Below are 14,229 nucleotides of genomic sequence, written 5' to 3'. Positions count from 1 at the left end.
GCCCTGATCGATACGGTCAGGGCCTCAACTGGTTCCCTGGGCAGATCCGCTGAACGTGGACCTACGTGCCGGCGGTCCCGGCCGGCTTGGGTGCCTCCGGATCGACGGGGACAACATTGCCGTCGCAGTCAATCAGCTGTCCGTTCTCATAACGGTCCCCTTCTGCCAGGCACTGCAGGTCCTCCTCGCGGATGACCCGGCCGGTTCCGGCGGCGAAGACCGACGAGTTTTCCGAGTTCCCGGCCTTGAGGTGGTTGAAGAGCAGGTTCAGTGCGATCGCCATGAGCGCAGACGAGCTGATGCCGGAGTGGAAGATCGTGCCGAACCAGGCAGGGAAAGCGTCGTAGAAGGTCGGAGCCGCGATCGGGAGCATACCGAACCCGATGGAGGTGGCCACGATGATGAGGTTCATGTTGTTCTTGTATTCGACCTTGGCCAGGGTGCGGATACCGCTGGCGGCCACCGTTCCGAACAGGACGATTCCGGCGCCGCCGAGCACTGCGGTGGGGACGGCTGCGATCAGGCGCCCCATGATGGGCAGCAGTCCCAGCAGGACCAGAATGACGCCGCCGGCGGCCACCACATAGCGGCTCTTGATCTTGGTGACGGCAACCAGTCCCACATTCTGGGCAAAGGCGCTCTGGGTAAAGGAGCCAAAGACAGGGGCAACCAGGCTGGAGGCCATGTCGGCCCGCAGCCCGGCCGCGATCCGCTTGGAGTCCGTGCGGGTGCCGACGATCTCGCCGACAGCCAGGATGTCGGCCATGGTTTCGGTGAGGATCACCAGGACCACGATCAGCATGGAGATAATGGCGGCAATTTCAAATGTCGGCGCTCCGAGGTGGAACGGCGTCGGGAAAGCGACAATTGGGCCCTCGCCGACCTTTGAGAAGTCGGCGACGCCGGCCGCGACGGCGACCAGCGTGCCGATGACCATCGCCAGCAGGATGGACAGCCGGGAGATCGTGGCGCTGCCGACCTTGCTGAGCAGGAGGACCAGCACGAGGGTGACGCCAGCCAGCCCGATGTTCGCCATGCTTCCGTAGTCTTCGGCCGTCCGGTTACCGCCCATGGCCCAGTTCGCGGCGACGGGCATCAGGGTCAGGCCGATGGTGGTGATGACAGTTCCGGTGACCACCGGTGGGAAGAACCGGACGATCCGGGAGAACACGGGTGCGATGAGGAGGCCGATCGCGGCGGAGACAATGACGGCGCCGAAAACTGCCGGAAGGCCGCCTCCACCGGACACAATGGCGACCATGGTGGCGACGCTGGCAAAGGACACCCCCTGTACCAGCGGCAGCTGCGAGCCGAAGAAGGGAAGGCCGAGTGTCTGCAGCAGGGTGGCCAGTCCGCCCATAAACAGTGCGGCGGCGATCAGGATGCCGATGTCGGCGGAGGAGAGGCCAGCTGCCTGGCCGATGATGAGGGGAACGGCAATGATTCCGCCGTACATGGTCAGGACGTGCTGGAAGCCGTAGGCGAAGGTGCTTCCGAGCGGGAGCCGTTCGTCTTCCGGGCGGCTGGAGTGCTGATGGCTGCGGCGCTGCAGGGTTTCGCCATTCCGGCGGTTTTTCATGGTCATAGCAGACTTCCTTGGTTCATGGCAGACGTCTTCGTCTTTTCTGAAGTGGTCTGGCTAACAAAATGAGGCTGCAGGGTGCACCGCCGGTGCCGGCGGTGCACCCTTCCGGATGTGGATGCGGAGTGAGTGTGCCTTGAAGGCATGGTTACTGCTTCTAAGGCATGGTTACTGCTTGTACTGCTTGTACTGCTTGTACTGCTCTTGGGGCGTTGTGCGCTCTGGTGCGGAACAGCGCTTCTAGCAGAATCCGGCGATGCCGGACCAGGCGGTTTCCGCGCCAGCCGCGTCTTCGCGTTTGACGGTGGCTTCGATGAGCCCGTACGGCCGGTCCGCAGCGAAGAAGACTTCGTTGGGGTTATCGAGGCCGAACGGGGAGAGGTCCACCAGGAAGTGGTGCTTATTGGGCATGGAGAATTTGACTTCGTCGATGTCGCTGTGGGCCTCGAGGACCTTGGTTCCCATGTCGAACAGGGTCTGCTGCAGGGCATGGGAGTATTTCTCCGTGAAACCCTCCAGCAGCAGCGCCCGGACGTCGTTGTAGCTCTTGTTGAAGTCGACCTTGCTGAAATCCGTGCCCGTCTTGAACCGCCAGCGGGCGGCGATGTCCGTGGCCAGGATGCGGTCTGTGGTCTCCTGCAGGGTGGTGTACCGGTCCTTGGGATATCCGGTGAAGCCTGACTCGGTCGACTTCAGGACGGTGAGGTCCCGCAGTCCTGCGATGAGGTGGCTGGTCCCGCCCTCACGGACCAGGACCGCGGTGCGGATTTCCTGGCCGCTGCGCACGAAGGAGTGGTCGTGTCCGGTGCCGTGGGCCTGGATCCGGTCCCAGCTGTACGCTTCCGCTTCCCACCGGCCGCCGGTGACCCAGTCAAAGCTGGAGGTGAAGTGGTCGCCCAGGCGCAGGAGAAGGGACTCGGGGGCCCCGATGCCCTCCCGTGCGAAGGCATAGATGGTGTTCTTCTGTGTGTCGGTGGGAACGACGTGTGCGTTGTCGCCCTCCAGATGGGCTGCGGAAAAATCACCCCGCAGCTGGGAGGTCACATTGAGGTCTTCGATTTCGTGCCGGGCGGTGTCCCTCGAGATTTTTACGACCCGGACTTCGGCCTTGCCGAACTGGTTGTCTCCCAAGATGATCTTGCTGCTCATGGCCTTCTCCAAACTTCCGTTATATGGAAATAAGTTTTCATATTGAAATTGGGTGTGAAGCGGTCATCTGCACACTCGTTGTGGATCGGCTCATAAAAAATGAGCCGACATCGGTTGATGTCAGCTCATTACAACCCTGCCTGCTGCTCCCAGGTTACGTGACCTGGGTCACGAAGTAGCCTTCACAGTACCCGAGGCAATCAGCAACGTAAATGCCTTCTGCCAGATTTTCTGATCCGCCCGCCGGAATCCCCGTGAGGGCGGCGGAACCCTTGACCGGCGAAAGTGCCGACAGTTACTGTTTTCACATAACAAGAATCTTTTTCCACTTTATGGAAGGAAGTGAGTCAAGGTGTCCCCTGATGCAGAGAAGACAGTGAAGCCGCCGGTACTGAAGTCCGTGGCGGCACAGGAGTTCTATTTTCCGGCAGGCGGGGGCGCAGATCCGGACTTTTTCCTGCCGTCCAGGCGGAAGAGTTCCAAGGACCGCCTCCGCTGGCTGAAGTGGCGTCCCTTCGGCCGCAGGCGCGCAGCCAGGGAATCCCCGGCGGTCAGGTAAACGCCCCTCCGGCAAACATTCCGGCGAGCATTCCGGCGCAGCGCAGCGCAGCTGTGCCGGAACAGGAATGCCGGCCCAGGGATTCCCGGTCTGGGAATCCCTGGAGCCAAGTCCCTGCAATCCAAGCCCTGGACGCAAGTCCCTGCAATCCAAGCTCTGGAGCCAGAGTTCTGGAGCCAGAGCCCGCCGGACCTACGCGTCGCCCCCGGCCCCGCCGGTGGTTCCTGCATTAACGTCCAGGAGTTTGTAGCGGTCCATGGCGTAGGCAGGGATGTCGGCACCCACCGAGCCGCGCGCGGCGAGCAGCTGCAGGGTGCGGACCACCACGGAGTGGGTGTCGTTCTTGAAGTATCGGCGGGCCGCAGCACGGGTATCCGAGAAGCCGAAGCCGTCCGCCCCCAGTGAGGCGAATTCGTTCGGCAGGAACTGCCGGATCTGGTCCGGAACTGCCTTCATGTAGTCGGTGACGGCCACAACCGGCCCTTCAGCGCCGGCGAGCTGCTGGGTCACGAACGGCACGCGCGGCTCGGCATCCGGGTTGAGGAAGGATTCTTCCTCGGCGGCCAGGCCGTCACGGCGCAGCTCGGTCCAGGAGGTCACGGACCAGACATCGGCGGAAACTCCCCAATCCTCGGCGAGCAGCTTCTGGGCTTCCACGGCCCAGGGAACGGATACCCCGGAGGCCAGCAGCTGGCACTTAGGCCCCTCTGCCGCCGATGCGGATACCCGGTAGATCCCGCGGACCAGCCCCTGAACATCCAGATCCTCCGGTTCGGCCGGTTGGATTATTGGTTCGTTATAGACCGTCAGGTAGTACATGAGGTTCCGGTCAGCGGATCCTTCGCCATACATCTCTTCGAGGCCGTGGCGCATGATGTGCCCGATCTCGTATCCGTAGGCTGGATCGTAGGTCTTCACCGCGGGGTTGGTGGAGGCCAGGATCGGAGAGTGGCCGTCGGCGTGCTGCAGGCCCTCACCGGTCAGGGTGGTGCGGCCGGCCGTGGCACCAATAACAAAACCCCTGGCCAGCTGGTCAGCTGCTGCCCAGAAGGAGTCTCCCGTGCGCTGGAAACCGAACATCGAGTAGAACACGTAGACCGGAACCAGCGGTTCGCCGTGGGTGGCGTACGCTGTGCCGGCAGCGGTAAACGCTGCCACTGCACCGGCCTCGTTGATGCCGGGGTGGAGCAGCTTCCCGGCGGGGGATTCCTTGTACGCCAGCATCAGGTCCCGGTCCACGGAGAGGTAGTTCTGGCCGTCAGGGTTGTAGATCTTGGCGGTGGGGAAGAAAGCGTCCATGCCGAAGGTGCGTGATTCGTCCGGGACGATGGGGACCAGCCGGTCACCGAAGTCCTTGTCCCGCATCAGGTCCTTGAGCAGCCGGACGAAGGTCATGGTGGTGGCCGCGAACTGCTTGCCGGAACCCTTCTTGGCAACTGCGTAGGAGCCTGCCGGGGGCAGCTTCACCGGGGCGTGCTGCTCACGGCGTTCGGGAACGTTGCCGCCGAGCTCGCGGCGGCGCTCGAGCAGGTACTTGATCTCGGGGGAATCAGCACCGGGGTGGAAGTACGGGGGCTGGTACGGATCGGCTTCGAGCTGCTCATCGCTGATCGGGATCCGCAGGTGGTCCCGGAAGGCCTTGAGGTCATCCAGGGTCAGCTTCTTCATCTGGTGCGTCGCGTTACGGCCCTCGAAGTGCGTGCCCAGGCCGTAGCCCTTGACCGTGTGCGCCAGGATCACCGTGGGCTTGCCCTTGAACTCGGTGGCAGCCTTGTACGCGGCGTAGACCTTGCGGTAATCGTGCCCGCCGCGCTTGAGGTTCCAGATGTCCTGGTCCGAGAGGTCAGCGACCATGTCCTTGGTCTGCGGGGTCTTGCCGAAGAAGTGCTCCCGCACGAACCCGCCGGACTCGGCCTTGTACGTCTGGTAATCGCCGTCGAGGGTGGAGTTCATGATGTCCACCAGCGCGCCGTCGTTGTCCTTCTCCAGCAGGGAGTCCCACTCCCGGCCCCAGACAACCTTGATGACATTCCAGCCGGCACCGCGGAAGAACGCTTCGAGTTCCTGCATGATCTTGCCGTTGCCGCGCACCGGACCGTCCAGGCGCTGCAGGTTGCAGTTCACCACGAACGTGAGGTTATCGAGCTTGTCATTCGCCGCGAGCTGGAGCAGGCCGCGCGATTCCGGCTCGTCCATTTCGCCGTCGCCCAGGAACGCCCAGACATGCTGGTCGGAGGTGTCCTTGAGCCCGCGGTTCTGCAGGTAGCGGTTGGACTGCGCCTGGTAGATCGCGTTCATCGGGCCGATGCCCATGGACACGGTGGGGAATTCCCAGAAATCGGGCATGTTCCGCGGGTGCGGGTAGGAGGACAGGGCGTGTCCCTCGCGGGACTTCTCCTGCCGGAACCCGTCCATGTCCTCTTCGGACAGCCGGCCTTCGAGGAAGGCCCGGGCGTAGACGCCGGGGGAGGCGTGGCCCTGGAAGTAGACCTGGTCGCCGCCGCCGGGGTGGTCCTTGCCGCGGAAGAAGTGGTTCATGCCCACTTCGTACAGGGTCGCGGCTCCGGCGTAGGTGGAGATGTGGCCGCCGACGCCGATGCCGGGGCGCTGGGCGCGGTGGACCATGATCGCAGCGTTCCAGCGCAGCCAGGCACGGTAGCGGCGTTCAACTTCCTCATCGCCGGGGAACTCGGGTTCCTGGTCCACCGGGATGGTGTTGACGTAGTCGGTGGTGGTCACCATGGGGACGCCGACGGAGCGGGAGCCTGCCCGCTGGAGCAGGGAACGCATGATGAACTGCGCCCGCTCCGTACCCTGCGAGCGGATTAGCTCATCCAGGGATTCAATCCATTCTGCAGTTTCTTCCGGGTCACGGTCCGGCAGCTGGCTTGTCAGCCCGCTGAGGATGGGGGACGTGTCTTCGCCTGCAGCCATTGCAGCCTCGTTTCATCGTTGAAGAGAGTAGAAGGAGTCGAAGGCTGTGGCAGCGCTGCCACAGCGGGTACGGGTGCAGTGCGGCAGCGCGATGCCGGCCGCTGCCGCACGGCCGGGTCAGCTGCCGCGGTAGCTGGAGAAGGAGTACGGGCTCAGCAGCAGCGGGACGTGGTAATGGGCTTCGCCGCCGTCAACATCGAAGGTGAGCAGGACTTCGGGGAAGAACGCCGGCGTATTCTGCCGCGCGAAGTACTCTGCGGTGGTGAACTCCAGGCGGTAGGTCCCGGAGGGCAGCGCCGCGGGGCCAAGGGTCTTGACGCGTCCATCGGCATCCGTTTCGGACGTTGCCAGCTGGGTCCAGATGCCGTCTTCGAGGGAGCTTAGGCGGACGGGTATCCCTGCTGCGGGCTTTCCTGCGGCGGTGTCCAGGACGTGCGTGGTGATGTGTGAGGTTGTCACTGGGAGATCATTCCTTCCAACCGGTGAACTGCGATTTGGCGCAGCTGCTGCTGCACAATGTGTTCCTCTTCGGCGGCGGAGAGGTTGATCCGCTCCCGGAGTGCCTCAAGGACCTCTTCTTTGGTGCGCCCGGCGGCGCGGATCAGGAAGACCCGGCCAAATTTCTCTTCGTACCGGCGGTTGCCCTCGGCCAGGGCGGCTATGACCGTCTCCGGTGCAGTGCCCAGCCCGGCTTGTTCCTGCCGGGACCATTGAGCTTCGGCGTTCTCGCCCGCAGCGCGCTCACCAATCCGGGGGTGCCGGGCCAGGGCGGCCTCGACCTCGCGGGAGGAGAGGGGAGCGGCAGCGTCCCCGGCAAAACGCAGCAGGTCGCCGGTGGAGGCGAAAGGACGGGCGTCAGCGATCTGGGCGGCCCAGCGCGGAACGTCAAGGCAGGGGAGGAGTGCGGCGGTGACCTCCGCGCGGCTGGCCTCATTGAAGTCGTGGAGCAGCATTGACGGTCCTTTGGGGTTGGTCCGGGGGTACGCGGGAAACCCCTTGCCACGGGGCTTCCCCAATAAATTTCATAAAGCGGAATTAATATTCCATTGTGTGTAATAGTGAAACCCATGCCCTTGGACGTGTCAATTCAGTGGATCCACTTGAGCTGCGGCCCGGCAAAACCGTGTCCAGCCGGGCCCAGGCTAATCGGGCACAGAACAATCGGTCACACGTCTATCGGGCACAGAGCAATTCTGTACAGGCCGCGCCTGCCCCGGGGTCGCTACTGCGGGGCAGTGGATCAGTGCCGCCGGTGGTCCTGAGGGGCCAGCCGCGGACCGTAGGCCTGTTTGCGGAATCCCGTCAGCCCGATCAGCCGCACCACGCGCTGCCGGTGCCCGCGCCACGGTTCGAGCAGTGCCAGCATCCCGGCGTCGTCGGTCCGCTGGCCGGTTAGAGCGGCACCAACATAGGCGGCCAGGTGGAAGTCCCCGACCGAGACGTCGTCCGGGGAGCCGTGTGTGCGCTGCAGAATCTCGGCCGCGGTCCAGGGCCCGATCCCGGGCAGGGACTGCAGCTTCGCCGAAACCTCCGGCCCCAGCGCCTGCTGCGCCAGGCGTTCCAGGCCCGACGCCGCGGAACAGGCACGCAGCACGGTGCGCGAACGCTGGGTGTCGACGCCGGCACGGTGCCAGTCCCAGCTCGGAACTTTCCGCCAGCCCGCGGCGTCCGGCGCAACCATTAATCCGGCGGGCGCAGGTCCCGGCGCAGGGTCCCCAAAGCGCTGAACTAAATAACGCCAGGCATGGGTGGCCTCCATGACGGTCACCTTCTGCTCCAGCACCACAGGAACCAGGGAGTCGATGATCCGCCCGGTACTGGGCAGCCGGATACCGGGATGCCGACGCCGCGCTTCCTGCAGGCCGTGCGGGAGGGTGGCCAGGAAATCAGGCTCGTCGAAGGTACGCCAGTCATCGAATTCGCCCAGCAGTGCGGGTACTGAGCCCAGTGCCTCGGCGGCGCCGGGACCCCAGGCCTGTGCCGCCACGCGTCCTCCGGACAGGACGGGGCCCGCCTGCTGCACCAGCCGCAGCGTGAGGGGACCGGACGGCATACGGAAGGCAAGCCAGGCCTCGGATCCGGAGATCCGGACGGTCGGGTCCCCGCGTCCATGGGCTAAAACACGCAGGGTTCCGGCGAGATCCAGGGGCCGGGAGAACTCGAACCCGGCAACCGCGGCGCTGGACACTCCGGACCGGCAGGGGGCGGCGCCCCAACGGTCTGAGGAGGAAACTGCGGTGCCGGAGGACATGCCACCATGCTCGCACGGACCAAGACCACTTCTGTCCCAAAACCGGCCGCCGCCAAGGAGAAGCCCAGCTGATGTAACGGAAGCCGCAGCCCAGGGCGCCGGGCCGGTTTGCTACGCCGTGTTCAGCGCCACCTGATCCGGAAAGACTTAGCCAGTAACGTGGTGCCCATGAAGTATGCCAACACTGTCCTGGACCTGATCGGCAACACTCCGCTGGTAAAACTGCAGCACGTCACCGAAGGCATTGAAGCCACGGTGCTGGTGAAGCTGGAGTACCTCAACCCCGGGGGGTCGATTAAGGACCGGATCGCGGTCCGGATGATCGAAACCGCGGAAGCCGAGGGGAAACTCAAGCCCGGCGGAACCGTGATCGAACCGACCAGCGGCAACACCGGCGTCGGCCTGGCCCTGGTGGCCCAGCAAAAGGGCTACAAATGCATTTTCGTGACCCCGGACAAGGTGGGGGTGGAGAAGCGCGACGTGCTGCGGGCCTACGGTGCCGAAGTGGTGGTCACGCCTACTTCCGTCGCCCCGGACAGCCCCGACTCCTACTACGGCGTCTCTGACCGCCTGGTCCGCGAAATTGAGGGTGCCTACAAGCCGGACCAGTTCTCCAACCCCGCTGCCCCGGCCAGTCACTTCGAATCCACCGGCCCGGAAATCTGGAAGGACACTGACGGGCAGGTCACCCACTTCGTGGCAGGCGCGGGCACCGGCGGCACCATCACCGGCACCGGCCGCTACCTGAAGGAAATTTCGGCTGACCGCCCCTCCGGTCCGGTGCGGGTTATCGCCGCGGATCCCGAAGGTTCGGTGTACTCCGGCGGCACCGGCCGCCCCTACTTCGTCGAAGGCGTAGGGGAGGACATGTGGCCGGGCAACTACGACCCGTCCGTTCCGGACGAGGTGATTGCCGTCAACGACGCCGCTTCCTTCGCCATGACCCGCCGGCTCGCCCGCGAGGAAGGCCTCCTGGTGGGCGGCTCCTCCGGCATGGCGGTGGTCGCCGCGCTCCAGGCCGCCAAGGACCTGGGGCCGGAAGACGTCGTCGTTGTCCTGCTGCCGGACAGCGGACGCGGTTACATGGGCAAAATCTTCAACGACGGCTGGATGAAGTCCTATGGCTTCCTCGCCGGGGACGAAGAGGAAGCCTCCGTCCGCGATGTGCTGGCCACCAAGTCCGGGGCACTTCCGGATCTGGTCCACACCCACCCGGGCGAGACAGTGCTGGACGCCATCGGCATCCTCAACGAGTACGGCGTTTCCTATCTCCCGGTGCTGTCCCAGGAGCCACCGGTGGTCCTGGGGGAAGTTGCGGGTTCCGTGGACGAGCGTTCCCTGACCGAGAAGCTGTTCCGCGGGGAGGCCAAGCCCACCGACCCGGTCAGTGCACACCTGGGGGAGAAGCTGCCGCTGATCGGCGCCGGCGAATCCGTTGCCGCTGCCAGGGAACGGCTGCAGGAAAACGACGCGCTGATGGTGACCCAGGACGGGGCTCCCGTCGGAATCCTCACCCGCCACGACCTGCTGTCCTATCTCAGCGCCTAACCGCGCCATCCGCCGACCCATCCCGCCGCTACCGGCACCAGGAGGAAAACCATGAGCACAGGCTTCAACACGCGAGCGATCCACGCCGGGCAGTCCCCGGACCCCACCACCGGAGCGGTGATCCCGGCGCTTTACCAGAGCACCACCTACGCCCAGGATGGGATCGGCGGGCTGCGCAACGGCTATGAATACGGCCGGGGAACCAACCCGACCCGTGACGCGCTGCAGGAACAGCTGGCGGCGCTGGAAGGCGGACGCCACGCGTTTTCCTTCAGCTCCGGCCTGGCTGCGGAGGATTCCCTGATCCGTGCCCTCCTGGCTCCCGGGGACCACATTGTCCTCGGCAACGATGCCTACGGTGGCACTTACCGGCTGATCAACCGGGTCCTTTCGCCCTGGGGGATTACCAACGCGGCCGTGGATATGTCCGACGCCGCCGCGCTGCAGGCAGCGATCGTCGCCGGGAACACCAAAATGGTCTGGCTCGAAACGCCGTCCAACCCGATGATGAAGATCTCCGACATCGCTGCCATCGCCCAGGCCGCGCACGACGCCGGTGCCCTGCTCGTAGTCGACAACACTTTTGCCTCGCCCTACCTGCAGCAGCCGCTGGCACTGGGCGCGGACATCGTGGTGCACTCCACCACCAAGTACATCGGCGGGCACTCCGACGCTGTGGGCGGTGCGGTGATCCTGAACGACGACGGCGCGGCGGAGAAGATCGGCTTCATCCAGTTCGCTGTCGGTGCGGTTTCGGCACCGATGGAAGCCTGGCTGACCACCCGGGGGCTGAAGACCCTCGGGGTGCGCATGGACCGCCACTCCACCAACGCCATGGCCGTGGCCAAGTGGCTGCTGGACCAGCCGGCCGTAGAATCGGTGCTCTACCCGGGGCTGGAAGACCATCCCGGACACGAACTGGCCAAGGCACAGATGAAGGACTTCGGCGGTATGGTCTCGGTGTCCTTCAAGGGCGGTGAAGCCGCCGCCCGCAAGGTCGCTGAATCCACGAAGGTCTTCACACTGGCCGAATCCCTGGGCGGCGTGGAATCGCTGATGAACTATCCGTCGGAAATGACCCATGCCTCGGTGAAGGGAACCGAGCTGGCCGTTCCGGAGAACCTGCTGCGGCTTTCAGTGGGGATCGAGGACCTTGAGGACCTCATCGCAGACCTGGACCAGGCGCTGAAGCAGCTCTAGGACTCAGCGCCGGGACGCACGCAGAAGCCCGCCGGTTCGAACGCGGACCGGCGGGCTTTTTGCGTGTCTGGCTGGGCTTATGACGGCGTGTCAGCGGCGGCCGGGAAGCCTGCGCCTGCGGACCTTCGGATCCCGGGCGGCAAAGTAGCGGCTGCTCGGCGGCAGCCAGAGGAGGGCAGCGCAGGCCAGCAGCAGCGCGCCCAGGGCCATCAGGGAAGGGCCGCGGAACAGCAGCGGAACGCCGGCGATCAGCCCCAGGGTAGTCAGGGTTTCCCGGCTGCTGCGCTTGCCATGCCGGAGCCGGACGGCGTAGAACGCGGTGAGCAAACCCAGCGCGGCACCGAGGACACCCAGCGTCAGCAAGCCCTGGCTGTCCTGCCGCTGGGTCTGGGCCGTAAAGAGAAACGAGCCGCCGGCCAGGAGCAGGACGACGGCGGCTACCAGCCATGCCAGGAACGCAAGCCGCATGGTGCCGGGCATAGGCAGATTGGAACTGCTCAAGTAGGTCTCCTTAGATAGCGTCGGCTCCGCTGTTCGGCACAACGTTCCGCCCGCTCATTCCTGTGCAGTTCTAACCGTATCTCCACGCCGCACCAGGCCGGGACGGCGGAGACTGGCCGGCCGTCAGATGAATCACGGGAACTACCTGGTTAATTTCGGCCGGTTCAGCGCCGCAGCGGTTTCCGCGCCGGTAGAGTGACCCTCGCTCGCCCGCCCAATGGCGGCGATGCAGGAGGGACGGCTAAATGGCCAGGGTACTGCGTTCGCGGGTGGCTGCAGCTGCCCTTGTGCTCGGCGCGGGCGCGGCTGCCGCAGGCCTTCTCTTCCTGGCGATGGATCTGGCTCCGCGCGACGGACTGGACTTCACGGTCTACGTGACCGGAGGACAGAGCATCATTGATGCCAGCGGAGAGCTGTATTCGGTGAGCGTTCCGAACGGTGCCAATCCGGCCCTGATGTTCACTTATCCGCCGGCCGCGGCCCTGCTGTTCGTGTTTTTTGCGCCCTTCGGCCCGAAGGCCGGCGGAGACATCTTCTTCGGGATCTCCCTTGTCCTGACCGCACTGACCGCGTTGTGGCTGGTGAGCCACTTCAGCGGCAAACACAGTGCCAAGGCGGTCCTGCGGGATTTCTGGCTGCGTCCGGCAGCGGTGCTGACCTTCGGGCTGGTGGCAGCACTGGGCCCGTGGCGGGAAACCCTGGCTTTCGGGCAAATCAACATACTCCTGTTTGCCCTGGTGATGCTGGACTTCCTGGAGCGCCGGCCAGGCTGGCCACGCGGCCTCCTCACCGGGGTGGCCGCCGGAATCAAGCTGACGCCGCTGGCGTTCGCCTTCTACTACCTGGTCCGCGGGGACTGGCGCGGACTACGGAACATGGCCTTTGGCTTCCTCGCCGCCTTCGGCCTCGGCTTCCTCATCCTGCCGAGGGAATCCAAAATCTACTGGGGCGAACTTCTCCCGGACACCTCGCGGGTCGGCGGCGGAGCCTACGTGGACAACCTCTCCATCCGCGGGGCACTGCTGCACTTCACCGGCCCGCAGGCCGAGGTGACGCCATACTGGCTGCTGCTGAGCCTGGCAGCGGCCGCTGCCGCCGCCGTCGTCATCCGGCTGGCGGTGCTTGCTGGATCCGACCTGCTGGCGCTTGCCGCCGCGGCACTGCTGATGCTGCTGATTTCACCGGTCTCCTGGTCCCACCACTGGGTCTGGGTGGCGGTGTTCCTACCGCTCATCGGCGCCGGACTGTTGAGCCTTCCCGCCGGCCGGCGGGGTCTGCGGATCACCGGCTGGGTGCTGCTCTGCACCTCCGTGACCGTGTTTTACTTTTCACCCAAAACCCTGGCCCAGGTCCTTGGCGCACAAGACCTGAACGCCCAGGAACCCGTCCTGTGGCTGATGGCTGCCAGCGCCGGAGTGTTCTGCGGGGCCGCGATGCTGGCCTGGTGGTTCGCCCTGCTCTGGCCGGGCCGGCCCAAGGGATGGTGGCGCACCGGGCAAGCCTCCGCCGTCGACCTGGTGCCGCGGTCCTAGACTGGTGCCCATGAGCACCGGAACCCTGCTGGCCGCCTGCCGGCTCCACACCCTGCTGCCCACCTCTGACGCGACCGGTGTGACCGCGATCGACAAGCGCGCCGTTGAGGGGCCGGTGCAGGTCTATGCGCTGGGACTGACCGGTGATCTGCAGGCAGACCGCAAGCACCACGGCGGGGAATCCAAAGCCATTTACGCCTATTCGCAGGAAGACGCCGCGTATTGGGAAGCGGAGCTTGGGGAAGCCGTTCCGCCGGGCCGCTTTGGTGAGAACCTGCGCGTCGCCGGAATCGACGTTTCCCGTGCAGTGGTGGGGGAGCGCTGGCAGATCGGCGGCACCGTGGTCCTGGAGGTCACCTGCCCACGGACACCGTGCCGGAATTTCGCCCAGTACATGGGCCAGCCCCGGTGGGTGGCCCGCTTCGCCGCGGCCGGAAGGCTGGGAACCTACCTGCGGGTCATCAAGCGCGGAACCATCCAGGCAGGGGACACGATAGAGGTCATCCACCGGCCGGAACATGGGGTAACCGTCGCCGACATCTTCACCGGCCCCACATCAGGGCAGCGGGAGCTGCTGCTGGCAGCCGGAGAGGCCGGGAACTATCTGTCGCCGGAAATCCGGAAGGTCCTGGCGCGGAAACCGGCCGTCCCCGCCGCGGGATAACAGCCGCACGAAAAACCGGAGCCTGGCCCGCAGCCCGGCCGGAGCCGCGATTCGAAGCCCTGTGCCGGACCTCACGGTGCCTGCGGCTGGTCCGGCGGCCGGGATGCCGTACACTTGAAGAGTCCCCCACTCCGGTATTCCCTGATTTTCCTGCGGGCAAAGTTCCTGCAGGTATACGTTGTGTTGGGGCCCGCATTCAAAATGCGGGCAGATTCATCTCCTGGGAGCGCCGGCAAAGAAATCGTCACACCGAGCTGAAGTCGCAATCCAGTGACACCGGCCCACAGCTGTGACGGAGAGTCCTGCCTG

The 14,229-nt window shown here is 65.2% G+C and carries 11 protein-coding genes; 4 read left to right on the top strand and 7 right to left on the bottom strand.

Translation table 11 applies throughout. From position 1 onward, the window contains the following. Positions 1-61: 61 nt before the first annotated feature. The 6 genes from ArtHe_RS10945 to ArtHe_RS10920 form a co-directional block, all read right to left on the bottom strand. The gene (locus ArtHe_RS10945) at positions 62-1,579 is read right to left on the bottom strand and encodes a nucleobase:cation symporter-2 family protein (protein WP_066297021.1); all 1,518 of its coding nucleotides are present in this window, start codon (positions 1,577-1,579) and stop codon (positions 62-64) included. Between the two features lie 243 nt (positions 1,580-1,822). Further along, positions 1,823-2,731, bottom strand: a complete 909-nt coding sequence (pucL, locus tag ArtHe_RS10940; RefSeq protein ID WP_248316790.1) for a factor-independent urate hydroxylase — start codon at positions 2,729-2,731, stop codon at positions 1,823-1,825. A 751-nt stretch (positions 2,732-3,482) separates the two neighbouring features. Beyond that, the gene (aceE, locus tag ArtHe_RS10935) at positions 3,483-6,224 is read right to left on the bottom strand and encodes a pyruvate dehydrogenase (acetyl-transferring), homodimeric type (protein ID WP_248316789.1); all 2,742 of its coding nucleotides are present in this window, start codon (positions 6,222-6,224) and stop codon (positions 3,483-3,485) included. 117 nt (positions 6,225-6,341) lie between these two features. Next, a complete protein-coding gene (gene uraH, locus ArtHe_RS10930) occupies positions 6,342-6,683 on the bottom strand; it encodes a hydroxyisourate hydrolase (protein WP_248316788.1) in 342 nt (113 codons plus the stop codon). After that, positions 6,680-7,177: a 2-oxo-4-hydroxy-4-carboxy-5-ureidoimidazoline decarboxylase gene (gene uraD, locus ArtHe_RS10925; protein WP_248316787.1), complete on the bottom strand. Its 498-nt coding sequence runs from the start codon at positions 7,175-7,177 to the stop codon at positions 6,680-6,682. Before uraD ends, uraH begins: the two co-directional genes overlap by 4 nt. A 287-nt stretch (positions 7,178-7,464) precedes the next feature. Continuing rightward, entirely contained in the window at positions 7,465-8,475 is a 1,011-nt protein-coding gene (locus ArtHe_RS10920; RefSeq protein ID WP_248316786.1) for a 3-methyladenine DNA glycosylase, read from the bottom strand. Positions 8,476-8,643: 168 nt separating this feature from the next. On the opposite strand from ArtHe_RS10920, the gene ArtHe_RS10915 reads away from it, so the two are divergent. After that, on the top strand, positions 8,644-10,023 hold the full coding sequence (locus ArtHe_RS10915; RefSeq protein WP_248316785.1) for a cystathionine beta-synthase: 1,380 nt from the start codon (positions 8,644-8,646) through the stop codon (positions 10,021-10,023). 51 nt (positions 10,024-10,074) lie between these two features. Then, positions 10,075-11,223: a cystathionine gamma-synthase gene (locus ArtHe_RS10910; RefSeq protein ID WP_248316784.1), complete on the top strand. Its 1,149-nt coding sequence runs from the start codon at positions 10,075-10,077 to the stop codon at positions 11,221-11,223. Between the two features lie 90 nt (positions 11,224-11,313). Here ArtHe_RS10910 and ArtHe_RS10905 read toward each other — a convergent pair whose 3' ends face one another. Continuing rightward, positions 11,314-11,724 carry a hypothetical protein gene (locus ArtHe_RS10905; protein WP_248316783.1) on the bottom strand — a complete coding sequence of 137 codons (411 nt, stop codon included), beginning with the start codon at positions 11,722-11,724 and terminating at the stop codon, positions 11,314-11,316. A 245-nt stretch (positions 11,725-11,969) separates the two neighbouring features. Here ArtHe_RS10905 and ArtHe_RS10900 point away from each other — a divergent pair, with 245 nt between their 5' ends. Both ArtHe_RS10900 and ArtHe_RS10895 read left to right on the top strand, forming a co-directional pair. Next, positions 11,970-13,256, top strand: a complete 1,287-nt coding sequence (locus tag ArtHe_RS10900) for a glycosyltransferase 87 family protein (protein ID WP_248316782.1) — start codon at positions 11,970-11,972, stop codon at positions 13,254-13,256. Between the two features lie 10 nt (positions 13,257-13,266). Beyond that, positions 13,267-13,920, top strand: a complete 654-nt coding sequence (locus tag ArtHe_RS10895) for an MOSC domain-containing protein (RefSeq protein WP_248316781.1) — start codon at positions 13,267-13,269, stop codon at positions 13,918-13,920. The last annotated feature ends 309 nt before the right edge of the window (positions 13,921-14,229 follow it).

It is taken from the genome of Arthrobacter sp. Helios (assembly GCF_023167125.1).
Classification (GTDB): Bacteria; Actinomycetota; Actinomycetes; order Actinomycetales; family Micrococcaceae; genus Arthrobacter_B; species Arthrobacter_B luteolus.
Note: the sequence above shows the minus strand (reverse complement) of the source record. Positions and strands in the feature narration are given on the sequence as shown.